Below are 15261 nucleotides of genomic sequence, written 5' to 3'. Positions count from 1 at the left end.
GATCGGCCGCGGACACGGGAGAATGACCGCGTGCTGGAGATGACGCGAGACGCGTTCGAAGAGCTGGTGGCCGAAGCCCTGGACTCGATCCCCGAGGAGCTGACCCGGGTCATGGACAACGTGGCCGTCTTCGTGGAGGACGAGCCCGCGACCGACGACCCCGACCTGCTCGGCCTCTACGAGGGGACCCCGCTCACCGAGCGCGGCGAGTGGTACGCCGGGGTCCTGCCGGACCGGATCTCGATCTACATGGGCCCGACCCTGCGGATGTGCGAGACCCCCGACGAGGTGGTCCAGGAGGTCGCCGTGACGGTGGTCCACGAGATCGCCCACCACTTCGGCATCGACGACGAGCGGCTCCACGAACTCGGCTGGGGGTGACTTCGGGGGTCCGCGCGGGGCTCCGGGGGTGAGCCCGGAAACCGTTTTGGCGATCGCCGCCGGGATCCCATATGCTTCTCACGTCCCCGACGCGCTGGAAAGTGCCCGGCGGGCCTTTAGCCCTCATCGTCTAGTGGCCCAGGACGCCGCCCTTTCAAGGCGGTAGCACGGGTTCGAATCCCGTTGGGGGTACGCATTACCGTGTGCGAGACTTGTTCTCGCACATTGCAAGGACCTGTGGAGCAGTTGGTTAGCTCGCCACCCTGTCAAGGTGGAGGTCGCGGGTTCAAGTCCCGTCAGGTTCGCTGAAGCCGGAAACGGTTTCGTGGCTGGGTAGCTCAGTTGGTACGAGCGATCGCCTGAAAAGCGATAGGTCGCCGGTTCGACCCCGGCCCCAGCCACCACGCAGGTAGAAGGCCCCGTCCCTCGGACGGGGCCTTCTTCGTCACTCCCCTCCGGCGTCCGCCGTCCGCGCCCGCCGGCGCCACTGCACCAGCCCCGCGCCGACCGCCCCCACCGCGACCAGCCCGAGCAGCGCCCAGTCCGGGACCGCGTCCGCGACGGACCGCACCCGCTGCTCCACCGCGAACGAGTCGTCCACGTCCAGCAGCCCGGGCAGCGCGCTCGCCCCGTCGTAGAGCAGGAACAGCGCGCCGAGCACGATGAAGAACACGCCCGAGGCCAGCGAGGTGGTGTGCAGCTCGAAGCGGCCGACCGCGAAGGACCGCCCGCGCAGCCAGCGGCGCCGGCCCAGGTCGAAGCGCTCCCAGAGCAGCGCCAGCACGAAGAGCGGAACGGCCATCCCCAGCGCGTACACCGCGAGCAGCAGGCCGCCGTAGACCGGGCTGCCGCTGACCGCCGCCACCGTCAGGACGCTGCCGAGGATCGGTCCGGCGCAGAAACCGGCCAGCCCGTACACGGCGCCCAGCGCGTACACCGACAGGGCGGTCGTCGGGCGGATCCTCCCCGACAGCTCCGCGATCCGCTTCGGGGCGAAGCCCATGCCGAGGATCTGCGCGAGCCCCAGCACGATGATCAGCCAGCCCCCGGCCAGCACGAGCCCGTCGCGGTTGCCGTGGAAGAACCGCCCGGCGTACGAACCGGCCGCCCCCAGCGGTACGAGGGTGCTCGCGAGGCCCGCGTAGAAGATCCCGGTGCGCGCCAGGAGCCGGGAGCGGGAGTCGATCGAGTAGGCGAAGAAGGCGGGAAGGAGCAGCGCGCTGCACGGGCTGAGCAGCGCGAGGAGGCCGCCCAGCAGGGCGGCCAGGTATCCGATGTCGGTCACTTCGCGGCCGCCCGCTCCTGCGCCTCGGCCTGGGCGATGGCCGCGGCGAAGGCGTCCGTCGGCTGGGCTCCCGCGATGGGACGCCCGTTGACCAGGAAGGACGGGGTGGAGGTGACGCCGATGCGGTAGCCCTCCTCCTGGTCCTTGTTCAGCGCGGCGGCGGCCCGCTCGCCCGCCATGTCCTTCTTGAAGCGCTCCAGGTCCGGGACGCCGGCCTGGCGCGCCAGCTCGGCCAGCCGCTCCTCGCCGAAGCCCTTCTCCTTCGAGCCGTCGGCGTACGCGGCCGCGTGGAACTGCGGGAAGCGGTCCTGCTGCCCCGCCGCCCAGGCGGCCTTGGCGGCGGCCTCGGAGTCGGCGCCGAAGATCGGGAAGTTGCGCCACTCGATGCGCAGGGTGCCGTCCCGCACGTACTTCTCCACCAGTTCGGGCTCGGTGTCGCGGGCGAACTTCCCGCAGTAGCCGCACTTGAAGTCGGAGTACTCGATCAGGACGACGGGGGCGTCGGCGCGGCCGACGGCGAGCTTGTCCGCGGAGTCGCGGCGGGCGAGCGCCTTCAGCTCGGCGGCGGGGTCGGTACGGGGTGCGCCCGAGGCGGAGGAGCCGCCGGCGGGCTCGTCGGCCGGGGCGGTGGCCTGCCAGGAGACGAGGCCGAGGGTGATCGCGGCGACGGCGACGCCGGCGGAGACGAGCAGGGGCTTGCGGTTCGAGGACCGGGGGTTCGAGGGCCGGGACTTCGAGGACCGGGAAGAGGACACGCGGGTGCTCCAGAGCTGTGCGGGGGCGGACCGGCCGGATGCGACCGGTCCTCTTGGGCCGTCTCGTTGGATCGTGCCGGGTCGGCGCGATCGCAGGGAGACGGCCTAGACCCGCATCACGGACAGCTCCGACGGGGACGGCGCCGACAGACCCGGTCCGTGTACGAGCACCCGTACGGGTACCGCCGGCGGCCGGCCCGGCCCCTCGGGCCACGACCGAGCGGGCGGGGCCTGGGCCTGCGACTGGTCCGGCCCGGCGCGCACGGGCAGCGCGGGGAGCCCGTCGCGCCCGGCGGACCCGGGGGCGCAGGAGGGACCCCGGGGACCGGCGCCGGCGAAGGCCTCGACGGGATCCGGGCCCGGCTGCGCGGCCGGGGGCCCGGCGACCGGGGACGCGGCGACGGCCGAAGACAACGTTTCGGCCACGACGGCCGACGCCGGGGCGGCTACCGGCGCGGCAGCCACCTGGAGGGTTCCGGCCAGCAGCGCCCAGCCCAGCAGCACCGCGAACACGCACCGGAGGCGGCGGGTGCGGGGCATCGTGGACGGCCTCTCATGGGGAGACTTCGGGCGGACACTCGGGCGGGCACCCGGACGGACTCGGGGCACTCGTCCCGAAATGGTACGGGTCCGCCCCACAAATGCGTTCGCCACCCGGCACCAACGGGTGAGATCCTCGACCAGGTATGTCTACTTCCTTCGCCGCCCTGCAGACGCTTCTCGGTGAGATCTCCCTCCGTGACGCGCACCGCCTCGGCCGCCGCCTCGAAGGCGCCCGCCGCATCCGCAAGCCCGAGGCCAAGCAGGCCGCGCTCGACGAGATCGCCGCGGAGGCCGAGAAGGCCGCCGCGCGACTGGTCGGCCGCGCCTCGCGGATGCCGGAGGTCACGTATCCCGAGAACCTGCCCGTCAGCCAGAAGAAGGACGAGATCGCCGAGGCGATACGCGACCACCAGGTCGTGATCGTCGCGGGCGAGACCGGCTCCGGCAAGACCACGCAGATCCCCAAGATCTGCATGGAGCTGGGACGCGGGGTCCGGGGCATGATCGGGCACACCCAGCCCCGACGGATCGCGGCCCGCACGGTGGCCGAGCGCATCGCGGAGGAGCTGAAGTCCGAGATCGGCCAGACGGTCGGCTGGAAGGTCCGGTTCACCGACCAGGTGGACCAGGACGCGACCTTCGTGAAGCTGATGACCGACGGCATCCTGCTCGCCGAGATCCAGACGGACCGCGAGCTGCGCGCGTACGACACGATCATCATCGACGAGGCCCACGAGCGGTCGCTGAACATCGACTTCCTGCTCGGCTACCTGGCCACGCTGCTGCCCAAGCGCCCCGATCTCAAAGTGATCATCACCTCGGCGACGATCGATCCGCAGCGGTTCTCCCGGCACTTCGGCGAGGCCCCGATCGTCGAGGTCAGCGGACGCACGTACCCGGTGGAGGTCCGCTACCGCCCGCTCCTGGAGGAGGAGGGCGACGACAGCGACCGCGACCAGATCACCGCGATCTGCGAGGCCGTGGACGAGCTCCAGGCGGAGGGGCCGGGCGACGTCCTGGTCTTCCTCTCCGGCGAGCGGGAGATCCGCGACACCGCGGACGCCCTGAACAAGCGGAACCTGCGCTTCACCGAAGTGCTGCCGCTCTACGCGCGCCTCTCGCACGCCGAGCAGCACCGGGTCTTCCAGCAGCACACCGGCCGGCGGATCGTCCTCGCGACCAACGTCGCCGAGACCTCGCTGACCGTTCCGGGCATCAAGTACGTGATCGACCCGGGCACTGCCCGCATCTCCCGCTACAGCCACCGCACCAAGGTCCAGCGCCTGCCCATCGAGCGGATCTCGCAGGCCAGCGCCAACCAGCGCAAGGGCCGCTGCGGCCGTACCAGCGACGGCATCTGCATCCGGCTCTACTCCGAGGACGACTTCGACAGCCGCCCGGAGTTCACGGACGCCGAGATCCTGCGCACGAACCTCGCCTCCGTCATCCTCCAGATGACCGCGGCCGGCCTCGGCGAGATCGAGAAGTTCCCCTTCATCGATCCGCCGGACCACCGCAACATCCGCGACGGCGTCCAGCTCCTCCAGGAGCTCGGCGCGCTCGAACAGGCGGAGAAGTCCGCCCAAGAGGGCAAGAAGGGGCAGCGGCTCACCCCCCTGGGCCGCCAGCTCTCCCAGCTCCCGGTGGACCCGCGCCTGGCCCGCATGGTCGTGGAGGCGGACAAGAACAACTGCGTCCGCGAGGTCATGGTCATCGCGGCGGCCCTGTCCATCCAGGACCCGCGCGAGCGGCCCTCGGACAAGCAGACGCAGGCCGACCAGAACCACGCCCGCTTCAAGGACGAGACGAGCGACTTCCTCTCGTTCCTGAACATGTGGCGCTACGTCCGCGAACAGCAGAAGGAGCGCGGCTCGTCCTCCTTCCGCCGGATGTGCAAGCAGGAGTACCTGAACTTCCTGCGGATCCGCGAGTGGCAGGACATCTATTCGCAGCTGCGTACGGTCGCGAAGACGATGGGCATCCACGTCAACGAGGCCGACGCCCCGGAGACGAGCGTGCACATCTCGCTGCTGGCGGGCCTGCTGTCGCACATCGGGCTCAAGGACACCGACAAGAACGAGTACCTGGGCGCACGGTCCGCCAAGTTCGCGATCTTCCCGGGCTCCTCGCTCTTCAAGAAGCAGCCGAAGTTCCTGATGTCGGCGGAGCTGGTGGAGACCTCGCGGCTGTGGGCCCGGGTGAACGCCAAGGTCGAGCCGGAGTGGGTGGAGCCGCTCGCCCAGCACCTGATCAAGCGCACGTACAGCGAGCCGCACTGGGAGAAGGACCAGGCGGCCGTGATGGCGTTCGAGAAGGTCACGCTGTACGGCGTGCCGATCGTCGCGCAGCGGAAGATCAACTACGGCCGGATCGACCCCGAGGTCTCGCGGGAACTGTTCATTCGCAACGCCCTGGTCGAGGGCGACTGGCGGACCCACCACAAGTTCTACGCCGACAACCGCAAGCTCCTCACCGAGGTGGAGGAGCTGGAGAGCCGGGCCCGGCGCCGCGACATCGTGGTCGACGACGAGACGCTCTTCGACTTCTACGACCAGCGGATCCCCGAACACGTGGTCTCCGGCGCGCACTTCGACTCCTGGTGGAAGCACAAGAAGCGCGACGAGCCCGAACTGCTCGACTTCGAGCGCGAGATGCTTTTGACGGAGAAGGCGGCCGGGGTCACCAAGGCCGACTATCCGGACTCCTGGACACAGGGGCGGCTGAAGTTCCGGGTGACCTACCAGTTCGAGCCGGGAGCGGACGCGGACGGCGTGACCGTCCACATCCCGCTCCAGGTACTGAACCAGGTCACGGACGAGGGCTTCGACTGGCAGATCCCGGGCCTGCGCGAGGAGGTGGTCACCGAGCTCATCCGGTCCCTCCCCAAGCCGATCCGCCGGCACTACGTGCCCGCGCCGAATTTCGCGACCCGCTTCCTGGCCACGGCGCACCCGCTGCGGGAGCCCCTGCACGTCACGCTGGCCCGAGAGCTGCAGCGGATGGTCGGCGTCCCGGTCACCGCCGAGGACTTCGACCTCACCCGCGTCCCCGACCACCTGAAGATCACCTTCCGGATCGTCGACGAGCGCCGCAAGAACCTCGCCGAGGCCAAGGACCTGGAGGCCCTGCGCCTCCAGCTCAAGCCCAAGGCCCGCCAGGCCCTCTCGCAGGCCGCCGCGGCCAGCGCCGAGCGCGAAGGCGGGGAGTCGGTCGAGAAGACCGGGCTGACGGACTGGACGATCGGCACGCTGACCAAGGTCTTCGAGACCCGGCGGGCCGGTCAGCCGGTGAAGGCGTACCCGGCGCTGGTGGACGAGGGCACGAGCGTGTCCGTACGCCTCTTCGACACCGAGGCCGAGCAGGAACAGGCGATGCGGCTCGGCACCCGGCGGCTGATCCTGCTCAACATCCCGGTGAACCCGGCGAAGTTCGCCTCGGACCACCTCAGCAACCAGCAGAAGCTGGCCCTGTCGCGCAATCCGCACGGCTCCATCCAGGCGCTGTTCGACGACTGCGCCACCGCCGCGGCCGACAAGCTGATCGCGGACCACGGCGGCCCGGCTTGGGACGAGGCGGGCTTCCGCAAGCTCTACGAGGCCGTACGGGCCGACCTGGTGGACACGACGGTACGGACGATCACGCAGGTGCAGCAGGTGCTGGCGGCCTGGCAGGCCTGCGAGCGGCGGCTGAAGGCCACCGGCAGCCTCGCCCTGATGGCGAACGTCCAGGACGTGCGGGACCAGCTGGCGGCCCTCGTGCCGGCCGGCTTCGTCACGCTGGCCGGACTGCGCCGGCTGCCGGACCTGATGCGCTACCTGGTGGCGGCCGACCGGCGGCTCCAGCAGATGCCCACGGGCGTCCAGCGCGACACCACGCGCATGGAGAAGGTCCACGAGATGCGGGACGAGTACCTCTGGCTGCTGGAGCAGCTGCCGAAGGGCCGGCCGGTACCGGCGGCGGTCACCGAGATCCGCTGGATGATCGAGGAACTGCGGGTCAGCTACTTCGCGCACGCCCTCGGAACGGCGTATCCGGTCTCCGACAAGCGCATCGTGAAGGCGGTCGACGCGGCGGCTCCGGGACCGGCCCGGTGACCGGAGTCGACTGCACCCCCTGAGCTGCGGTACAGTCTGTTTCGCAGCCGCCTAGCGGCCGCGAAACAAGGACCTGTGGAGCAGTTGGTTAGCTCGCCACCCTGTCAAGGTGGAGGTCGCGGGTTCAAGTCCCGTCAGGTTCGCAAGATCGTCAGGGCCCGCATCTTCAGGGATGCGGGCCCTGACGCGTTTCCGGCTCGGGCGCACCCCAAGGACGCCGCAGCCGCCCGAATCCCCGACCGCAGCGGCCGGAGCGCCGGAGCGCCCCCAAAGACCCCCCGAGGGCCCCCTGATGGGCTCCTGCGGCCGATCCGGAGCCCCTCCGGCCGGAAAGCCGGGGTCCGCGCCGGCGGGGCCGCCCGTGCGGGCCGGGGCGATCTCCGAGCCGTGGGGGCGCACCTCGGAAAAACGCCCGTTCGCATGATGCGTTCCGCGCGGCCCGCCCCTTTAAGGGGTGCGTTGCCCTCTTCACAAGACTGATCACCTGTGACGGGAGTCACCCCATGTCTTTCTGAGACGCACGTATTTATCGCACCCATACGCATGCTCGATTTAATATGTGCAATTGCACCCTGATTCGACCATCCCGCAGGCCGGCCCGGGAGAGCCCTGACCAGGGCATAAAAAAGATCGCGCTGGACCCGGCGGAGTCCAGCGCGATCGAACGACTGATGAACCTGTTGGGGCAGGCCCGGTCGCATGAAGCTATTTAGGGCTCATCGGATTGGGGGACCCGATAAAGACCCGTCAAAGGGTGTTGCTGCGGAACCTCAGGCCTCGCTGCGCTGCTGCGGAATTCCCGCAAGCAGTGCGCGAACCTCAGCCTCGCGGTAACGGCGGTGTCCACCCAGGGTGCGGATGGACGTGAGCTTGCCAGCCTTGGCCCAGCGGGTGACCGTCTTCGGGTCCACGCGGAACATCGTGGCAACCTCAGCCGGGGTCAGCAGCGGCTCGGCATCAGGGGTGCGAGCGGTCATGAGCGGCCTCCTCGGGAGAACCGAACCATCTCGGTTCTTTCCTCTAAATTCTGCACCTTGGCCCGCGTTGCCCGAAATGGACATACGCGGGCCGAGTCGGTTATAGGACGAACGGCTTGTCCTCGGCACTACAACTACACCATCCGTCCAGCCTCGACGGCCAAACCGACGGAATTGCCCTCCGAGGTGTTCATCAGCGGCGGAAGCCGATGGACCGTCCCATAACGGACAGTCACCCCACTGTGACGATCAGTCACAGAGCGATCAGGAGTCGTCAGACCCCCCGTAGAGTGCAAATGCCGAGCATTCCGCCCTTAGTTGGACGGAAGGAACCCTCCCCGGACTCCTTGTCCTATTTTGGCACGAGGGTAGGGGAAGGGCGCAAGGGTGTAGATAGTGCGGTCCGTCACGCTTGGGCCAATGGCCCGTATCGGGACGTAGGTCCCGGAACAAAGACCCAAAAGAGGGCATCCCGGCCGTGAGCAGGCCGTTCCCCCCGAAGAGCGGCCGATCGGCGGGTGGACATCGGCGCTCCGCTCCGCTAGCCGCCCGGACTCGCACTAGTTCGCGAACAGTCTCTCCCGGACCGCCCGCCACCGGTCGGCCAGGATCCCGTACGTCTCGGACGCCCCGTCCCGGTCCCCGGCCCGTAGGGCCGCGATCCCCGCCGCCAGGTCCCGGGCCGAGCGGTCCCCCTCCAGCCGCTCCGCCGGCAGCGCGTGCAGCAGCCCGCCGTAGTCCAGCTCCACCATCGAACGCGGATGGAACTCCTCCAACCAGCCGCCGACCTCCACCAGCCCCTCGGCGAGCATCCCGTAGCCCTCCGCCTCGCGCAGGGTCCGCAGGCCCCGCGCGAGGCGGCGCCGGGCCTGCACCATCGGCGTCCGATAGCGCAGCCGCTCACCCGCCACGTACTCCCGCTCCTCGTCGGCCACCAGCACGAACCAGCGCAGCGGCACCTGCCACACCCCGGTACGGATCCACGGGCGCGCGTCGGGATTGCGCCCGCGCCAGGCCTCGTACTCCTCGGCGGCCCGGCGGCGGGCCGCCGCGGGCAGCACGGCGTCGAGCACCGGCGCCGGGAACTGCGCCACCAGTTCCTCCAGGGCCAGCCAGCCGCGCAGCCTGGTCCGCCACGGGCAGACCAGCAGCGACCCGTCCACCTCGGCCGTGAAGGCGTCCGCGCTCTCGTGCGCCGGGACCCCGACCACGGGGACCCGGACCAAGTCCACCAGCGAGCGGCGCAGTTCGTCCTGGGCGGTCGGGATGACCCCGCGCCGGGCGTAGTCGGCCCAGTGCGCGCGCTCGGGCTCCGGGAAGGCCGACAGCGGTTCGTAGACGCGCAGGTAGGAGGCGTACGGGACGGCCGGCACCGAGCGGGCGGAGGGCAGCCGGGGATCGGGGGATTCGCTCACGCTCTCGTACTCCCCCGCCCCGCCCGGCCCTACTCCGACGACCGGCCGCGGCCCGCCCGAGAACCCGGGAGTGTCCCGATCTCCGGACAGGGAGGATCACCGGGGCCCTCAGGTCTTACGCTGCTCCCAGCACGCCCTCCCCCACCCGCAGGGCGGGCGTCTTTCCCGCCGCATCTCTTCCATGGGAGTCACCACCGTGACCGAAATGACCGACGGCGTCCTGCACACCCTGTTCCGTTCGGAACAGGGCGGCCACGAGCAAGTCGTGCTGTGCCAGGACCGAGCCTCCGGCCTGAAGGCCGTCATCGCGATCCACTCCACCGCTCTGGGCCCGGCCCTCGGCGGCACCCGCTTCCACGCGTACGCCTCGGACGAGGAAGCCGTCCTCGACGCGCTGAACCTCTCGCGCGGCATGTCGTACAAGAACGCGCTCGCCGGGCTCGACCTCGGCGGCGGCAAGGCCGTGATCATCGGCGACCCGGACGTACTGAAGTCCGAGGAACTGCTGCTGGCCTACGGCCGGTTCGTCGAGTCCCTCGGCGGCCGGTACGTGACCGCCTGCGACGTCGGCACCTACGTCGCCGACATGGACGTCGTGGCCCGCGAGACCCGCTGGGCGACCGGCCGCTCCCCCGAGAACGGCGGCGCCGGCGACTCCTCGGTCCTCACCGCCTTCGGCGTCTTCCAGGGCATGCGCGCCAGCGCCCAGCACCTGTGGGGCGACCCGACCCTGCGCGGCCGCAAGGTCGCCGTCGCCGGCGTGGGCAAGGTCGGCCACCACCTGGTCGAGCACCTGCTGACGGACGGCGCCGAGGTCGTGATCACGGACGTCCGCGCGGAATCCGTCCAGCGGATCCTGGACAAGCACCCGGGCAAGGTGACCGCCGTCGCCGACACCGCGGCGCTCATCCGCGTGGAGGGTCTGGACATCTACGCCCCCTGCGCCCTCGGCGGGGCCCTGAACGACGCGTCGGTGCCGGTCCTGACCGCGAAGGTCGTGTGCGGAGCGGCGAACAACCAGCTCGCGCACCCGGGTGTGGAGAAGGACCTCGCCGACCGCGGGATCCTCTACGCGCCGGACTACGTGGTCAACGCGGGCGGAGTCATCCAGGTCGCCGACGAGCTGCGCGGCTTCGACTTCGACCGCTGCAAGGCCAAGGCCGCGAAGATCTTCGACACCACGCTGGAAATCTTCGCACGTGCGAAGGCCGACGGGATCCCGCCGGCCGCCGCGGCCGACCGGATCGCCGAGCAGCGCATGGCGGACGCCCGCAGGGCCCGCACGGTCTGACCCTCCACGGGGCCCCGCGGGGCTCCTGGATGCGCCCGCCGGGGCGCGGCGAGACGGAACTCACTGCGCTTCGGCGGGTCGCCCGTCAGGAAAGGGCTAAAATCGCAGCTGACCAGCGAGGACGGGGTGCCTCGTTGGTACTGCACCGGGGCGCGTCATGCGGGCGGCGTACCGTATGGCCGCGGAAGCAGGTACCGTTAAACCCCTACGGACGGTCTCTCCACGGAGAGCCCGCTCCGAACCATGAACGCGTGTCAGACTCTGGGGCCGTCGAGCCCCGTCACCGAGGGGGTCGAGCCATGGGGCGCGGCCGGGCAAAGGCCAAGCAGACGAAGGTCGCCCGCCAGCTGAAGTACAGCAGCGGCGGGACTGACTTGTCGCGTCTGGCCAATGAGCTGGGCGCATCGCACACGGAACCGCTGCCTGTCAGCGAGCCGGTCGTCGATGACGAGCTTGATGATGACGAGGACGACCCGTACGCCAAGTACGCGGAGCGCTACAACAGCGATGACGACGACGAGGACGAAGAGTCCGGTCCGTCCGTCTACCGCCGCGGTGCTTGACGCCCATCGGGCGTCGAACCCGCGGTGAGCTGATCGTCCGCAGCGGCACACAGGGCTCACAGCACGGAAACCCGGTCCAGGGCATCGCCCCGGACCGGGTTTCCGTGCTGTCCGCGTGAGGTGCGACGGTCAGCTCGCGTAGTCGCCGGTCAGGGTCGCGCCCTCGGCGTGGTCGCCCCGGTCGAGGATCTCACCGGCGACCCAGGCGTCGACGCCCCGGTCGGCCAGCGCGGTCAGGGCCACGTCCACCGACTCCTGCGGGACCACGGCCATCATGCCGACGCCCATGTTCAGGGTCTTCTCCAGCTCCAGGCGCTCCACCTGCCCGGCCTTGCCGACCAGGTCGAAGACCGCGCCGGGGGTCCAGGTCGAGCGGTCGACCGTGGCGTGCAGGTGGTCCGGGATCACCCGGGCGAGATTGGCCGCGAGGCCGCCGCCCGTGATGTGGGAGTAGGCGTGGACCTCGGCCGTCCGGGTGAGTGCCATGCAGTCCAGCGAGTAGATCTTGGTGGGTTCGAGCAGCTCCTCACCGAGGGTGCGGCCGAGCTCGTCCACGTGCTGCTCCAGGGCCATTCCGGCCCGGTCGAACAGGACGTGGCGGACCAGCGAGTACCCGTTCGAGTGAAGGCCGGAGGACGCCATGGCGATGACGGCGTCACCCGTACGGATGCGATCCGCGCCCAGCAGCCGGTCGTATTCGACGACTCCGGTGCCGGCGCCCGCCACGTCGAAGTCGTCCGGGCCCAACAGGCCCGGGTGCTCGGCGGTCTCGCCGCCGACCAGCGCGCAGCCGGCCAGGACGCAGCCCTCGGCGATGCCCTTGACGATGGCCGCGACACGCTCGGGGTGGACCTTGCCGACGCAGATGTAGTCGGTCATGAAGAGCGGCTCGGCACCGCAGACGACGATGTCGTCCATGACCATCGCGACGAGGTCGTGGCCGATGGTGTCGTACACGCCCATGCGGCGGGCGATGTCCACCTTGGTGCCGACCCCGTCGGTGGCGGAGGCGAGCAGGGGGCGCTCGTAGCGCTTGAGGGCCGAGGCGTCGAAGAGGCCGGCGAAGCCGCCGAGGCCGCCGAGGACCTCGGGGCGCTGCGTCTTCTTCACCCACTCCTTCATCAGCTCGACGGCGCGGTCTCCCGCGTCGATGTCCACGCCCGCGGCTGCGTAGCTGGCACCGGTGGTCTTCTCTGTCATGACAGGAGAGAGCTTTCGTGTCGTTGCTGCGTGTGGTGCGAGGGCCCGGGAACAGAAAGACGGGCCCGCGCGCAGTGTGAGCAGGATGAGCAAATGAGCAGATGAGGACGGCTTACGGGTCCGCGGGCTCGGGTGAGCCCGCGGACCGTAGGCGGCTTCGCGTCCCTACGGGCGGCGGAGCGCGTCGGCGGCGTCCGTGCCGCCGGCCAGCTCCGTCTCCAGGAGCTGCTTGCCCAGGAGCTGCGGGTCGGGCAGCTCCATGGGGTACACGCCGTCGAAGCAGGCACGGCAGAGGTTGGGCTTCTGGATGGTGGTCGCCTCGACCATCGCGTCGAGCGAGATGTACGAGAGGGAGTCCGCACCCAGCGACGTGGCGATCTCGTCGACCGTCATGCCGTTGGCGATCAGCTCGGCCCGGGTGGCGAAGTCGATGCCGAAGAAGCACGGCCACTTCACCGGCGGCGAGGAGATCCGGATGTGGACCTCCGCCGCGCCGGCCTCGCGGAGCATCTTGACCAGGGCGCGCTGGGTGTTGCCGCGGACGATCGAGTCGTCGACGACTACCAGGCGCTTGCCCCTGATGACTTCCTTGAGGGGGTTGAGCTTGAGGCGGATGCCCAGCTGGCGGATCGTCTGCGAGGGCTGGATGAAGGTCCGGCCCACGTAGGCGTTCTTGACCAGGCCGACGCCGTACGGGATCCCGCTGGCCTCGGCGTAGCCGACGGCCGCGGGCGTGCCCGATTCCGGCGTCGATATCACCAGGTCCGCGTCGGCCGGGGCTTCCTTGGCCAGGCGCCGTCCCATCTCGACACGCGAGAGGTAGACGTTCCGGCCGGCGATGTCGGTGTCCGGGCGCGCCAGGTAGACGTACTCGAAGACACAACCCTTGGGCTTTGCTTCAGCGAAGCGAGAGGTCCGCAGACCGTTCTCGTCGATCGCGATGAGCTCGCCCGGCTCGACCTCGCGGACGAAGCTGGCGCCGCAGATGTCCAGGGCGGCGGTCTCGCTCGCCACCACCCAGCCGCGCTCCAGGCGGCCGAGGACCAGCGGGCGGATGCCCTGCGGGTCACGGGCGGTGTAGAGCGTGCCCTCGTCCATGAAGACGAGCGAGAAGGCGCCCTTCACCTTCGGGAGGACCTTGGTGGCCGACTCCTCGATGGTCAGGGGCTTGCCGTCGTCGTCCGTCTGGCCGGCCAGCAGGGCGGTGACCAGGTCGGTGTCGTTGGTGGCCGCCACCTGGGTGGCGCGGCCGTCCTGACGGGGGAGGTCGGCGACCATTTCGGCGAGCTCGGCGGTGTTCACCAGGTTGCCGTTGTGACCCAGGGCAATGGAGCCGTGGGCGGTCGCACGGAAAGTGGGCTGCGCGTTCTCCCAGACGGAGGCTCCGGTGGTCGAGTAGCGGGCGTGACCGACCGCGATATGACCTTGGAGCGAGCCGAGAGAGGTTTCGTCGAAGACTTGGGAAACGAGGCCCATGTCCTTGAAGACGAGGATCTGGGAACCGTTGCTCACAGCGATACCCGCGGACTCTTGTCCACGGTGCTGCAGTGCATACAGTCCGAAGTAGGTGAGCTTGGCGACCTCTTCACCCGGAGCCCAGACACCGAAGACGCCGCAAGCGTCCTGGGGGCCCTTTTCGCCGGGGAGCAGGTCGTGGTTGAGTCGTCCATCACCACGAGGCACGCTTCCGAGTGTAGGCGAGATCGACCACTGGTCCGAATTGGGGACGGCCCGCAAAAATCACAGTGCGGACAGTCCGGTAACCCGTGCGGAGGGTGACCGTTCGTGGGACCGTCTCGTATCCCCTTTTGTCTTCACCGACCGCCGCACTGTGGGTTCGTACGAGACCCGGGGCGGTGGTCGGCGGAAGGCCGCGCGCGCCTGCGGCAGGGGTGTTACTCCGCTGCCGAGGCCGCCGTGGCGGTGACGGCCCTGCCGCTTTCGTCGCTCGCGGTGAGGGTGAGGACGTCCGCCCGGATCCGCCAGTCGAGCGGACCGCTGCCGAACAGCTCCGCCAGTGCCCGCTCGACCTCGCCGGCCGCGCCCTGGCAGGCCATCCGGGTGGTGGCGAGCGGGCCGAAGGTGAGCTTGTTCCCCTCGACGGTGGCCTTCGAGTCGAACCGGTTGCAGCCGAGGTTGCCGCTCGCGGTCCCGTCCGCGGCCAGCGTGAGACGGGCCCGGCCCTCGGCGCCGGCGGGGACCGAGGAGGCGAGGTCGCCCTCGATCAGGGAGTTCACCGTCCACACCGTGGCGACGAGCGGGGCGTCGGGGGTACGGGGCTTCGAGCTCAGGCCGATCGTGTTCCCGTCCGGAGCCGTCAGGGTGACCTCTCCCGGCCCCTGCCGGATGGTCAGCCGGCCCCGGAACACCTTGCCGAAGGCCGTCTCGAAGGGCAGGTCGGCGCACGCCATGTCGGTGACGGCGCCGGGTGTCACGGTCATGGTGGCCGCGGAGTCGAAGACGACCCCGGCGGTGAAGCCGTTGCAGCCGTAGTTGCCGGTGGCCTGCGCCCGGTGGCCCCCGCCGCGCTCCAGCGTCAGCCGGGTGGCGGCGGGCGCCGTCAGCGTCTTGCCGTCCACGGTCAGGTTCTCGACCGACCAGGATCCGGAGAATCCGCGGGCCACGGACCGTCCCGGGTCCGCGCCGGCGTCACCGCAGGCGGTGGCGGTGGCGGACAGCGCGAGTACGGCGACCAGGGCGGCGGGGAGGAGCGCGAGCCTACGCATGCCCTTGGGACGGATCCGGCCCCGGCACGGT

Annotated in this window: 12 protein-coding genes and 4 tRNA genes; 8 read left to right on the top strand and 8 right to left on the bottom strand. The window is 70.2% G+C overall.

Features of this window, described 5'->3' with window-relative positions:
- Nucleotides 1-30 precede the first annotated feature (30 nt).
- The 4 genes from ACFWBY_RS36055 (at nt 31) to ACFWBY_RS36040 (ending at nt 785) form a co-directional block, all read left to right on the top strand.
- Nucleotides 31-381 (top strand): metallopeptidase family protein, encoded by a 351-nt coding sequence (locus tag ACFWBY_RS36055; protein ID WP_385339413.1) that lies wholly within the window; start codon nt 31-33, stop codon nt 379-381.
- Between the two features lie 119 nt (nt 382-500).
- Nucleotides 501-573, top strand: a tRNA-Glu gene (locus ACFWBY_RS36050).
- Nucleotides 574-612: 39 nt separating this feature from the next.
- Nucleotides 613-686, top strand: a tRNA-Asp gene (locus tag ACFWBY_RS36045).
- Between the two features lie 22 nt (nt 687-708).
- Nucleotides 709-785, top strand: a tRNA-Phe gene (locus tag ACFWBY_RS36040).
- 41 nt (nt 786-826) lie between these two features.
- On the opposite strand, the gene ACFWBY_RS36035 is transcribed toward ACFWBY_RS36040, so the two are convergent.
- From ACFWBY_RS36035 to ACFWBY_RS36025, 3 genes are all read right to left on the bottom strand, one after another.
- Nucleotides 827-1666, bottom strand: coding sequence for a cytochrome c biogenesis CcdA family protein (locus ACFWBY_RS36035; RefSeq protein ID WP_385339416.1), 840 nt, complete (start codon nt 1664-1666; stop codon nt 827-829).
- Nucleotides 1663-2421, bottom strand: coding sequence for a DsbA family protein (locus ACFWBY_RS36030; RefSeq protein WP_385339419.1), 759 nt, complete (start codon nt 2419-2421; stop codon nt 1663-1665). The genes ACFWBY_RS36035 and ACFWBY_RS36030 overlap by 4 nt, the downstream gene beginning before the upstream one ends.
- A gap of 105 nt (nt 2422-2526) precedes the next feature.
- Nucleotides 2527-2961, bottom strand: coding sequence for a hypothetical protein (locus ACFWBY_RS36025; RefSeq protein ID WP_385339422.1), 435 nt, complete (start codon nt 2959-2961; stop codon nt 2527-2529).
- Between the two features lie 146 nt (nt 2962-3107).
- Between ACFWBY_RS36025 and hrpA the strand changes: the two genes are divergently transcribed.
- Complete coding sequence (hrpA, locus tag ACFWBY_RS36020; protein ID WP_385339425.1) at nt 3108-7058, top strand: ATP-dependent RNA helicase HrpA; 3951 nt, start codon at nt 3108-3110, stop codon at nt 7056-7058.
- A 69-nt stretch (nt 7059-7127) separates the two neighbouring features.
- A tRNA-Asp gene (locus tag ACFWBY_RS36015) sits at nt 7128-7201 on the top strand.
- A gap of 627 nt (nt 7202-7828) precedes the next feature.
- On the opposite strand, the gene bldC is transcribed toward ACFWBY_RS36015, so the two are convergent.
- Entirely contained in the window at nt 7829-8035 is a 207-nt protein-coding gene (bldC, locus tag ACFWBY_RS36010; protein WP_003949541.1) for a developmental transcriptional regulator BldC, read from the bottom strand.
- A 560-nt stretch (nt 8036-8595) separates the two neighbouring features.
- Entirely contained in the window at nt 8596-9450 is an 855-nt protein-coding gene (locus tag ACFWBY_RS36005; protein WP_385339428.1) for a hypothetical protein, read from the bottom strand.
- Between the two features lie 181 nt (nt 9451-9631).
- On the opposite strand from ACFWBY_RS36005, the gene ACFWBY_RS36000 reads away from it, so the two are divergent.
- Both ACFWBY_RS36000 and ACFWBY_RS35995 read left to right on the top strand, forming a co-directional pair.
- Nucleotides 9632-10741, top strand: a complete 1110-nt coding sequence (locus ACFWBY_RS36000; RefSeq protein ID WP_385339431.1) for a Leu/Phe/Val dehydrogenase — start codon at nt 9632-9634, stop codon at nt 10739-10741.
- Between the two features lie 299 nt (nt 10742-11040).
- Nucleotides 11041-11304 (top strand): DUF3073 domain-containing protein, encoded by a 264-nt coding sequence (locus ACFWBY_RS35995; RefSeq protein ID WP_385339434.1) that lies wholly within the window; start codon nt 11041-11043, stop codon nt 11302-11304.
- A gap of 129 nt (nt 11305-11433) precedes the next feature.
- On the opposite strand, the gene purM is transcribed toward ACFWBY_RS35995, so the two are convergent.
- The 3 genes from purM to ACFWBY_RS35980 all read right to left on the bottom strand — a co-directional run bounded on the left by purM (nt 11434) and on the right by ACFWBY_RS35980 (nt 15230).
- Complete coding sequence (gene purM, locus ACFWBY_RS35990; protein ID WP_385339436.1) at nt 11434-12504, bottom strand: phosphoribosylformylglycinamidine cyclo-ligase; 1071 nt, start codon at nt 12502-12504, stop codon at nt 11434-11436.
- Nucleotides 12505-12669: 165 nt separating this feature from the next.
- The gene (gene purF, locus ACFWBY_RS35985; protein WP_385339439.1) at nt 12670-14187 is read right to left on the bottom strand and encodes an amidophosphoribosyltransferase; all 1518 of its coding nucleotides are present in this window, start codon (nt 14185-14187) and stop codon (nt 12670-12672) included.
- A 212-nt stretch (nt 14188-14399) separates the two neighbouring features.
- Nucleotides 14400-15230, bottom strand: coding sequence for an META domain-containing protein (locus ACFWBY_RS35980; protein WP_385339442.1), 831 nt, complete (start codon nt 15228-15230; stop codon nt 14400-14402).
- Nucleotides 15231-15261 lie beyond the last annotated feature (31 nt).

The organism is Streptomyces sp. NPDC060049 (genome assembly GCF_042736715.1).
GTDB lineage: Bacteria > Actinomycetota > Actinomycetes > Streptomycetales > Streptomycetaceae > Streptomyces.
This window is presented reverse-complemented; position numbering and strand designations above follow the sequence as displayed.

What these genes read in the sequence shown, in the direction of transcription:
- ACFWBY_RS36025 (WP_385339422.1), bottom strand. Translation starts at nt 2,961, where the DNA reads ATGCCCCGCACCCGCCGCCTCCGGTGCGTGTTCGCGGTGCTGCTGGGC.
- hrpA (WP_385339425.1), top strand. Translation starts at nt 3,108, where the DNA reads ATGTCTACTTCCTTCGCCGCCCTGCAGACGCTTCTCGGTGAGATCTCC.
- bldC (WP_003949541.1), bottom strand. Translation starts at nt 8,035, where the DNA reads ATGACCGCTCGCACCCCTGATGCCGAGCCGCTGCTGACCCCGGCTGAG.
- ACFWBY_RS36000 (WP_385339431.1), top strand. Translation starts at nt 9,632, where the DNA reads ATGGGAGTCACCACCGTGACCGAAATGACCGACGGCGTCCTGCACACC.
- ACFWBY_RS35995 (WP_385339434.1), top strand. Translation starts at nt 11,041, where the DNA reads ATGGGGCGCGGCCGGGCAAAGGCCAAGCAGACGAAGGTCGCCCGCCAG.
- purM (WP_385339436.1), bottom strand. Translation starts at nt 12,504, where the DNA reads ATGACAGAGAAGACCACCGGTGCCAGCTACGCAGCCGCGGGCGTGGAC.
- ACFWBY_RS35980 (WP_385339442.1), bottom strand. Translation starts at nt 15,230, where the DNA reads ATGCGTAGGCTCGCGCTCCTCCCCGCCGCCCTGGTCGCCGTACTCGCG.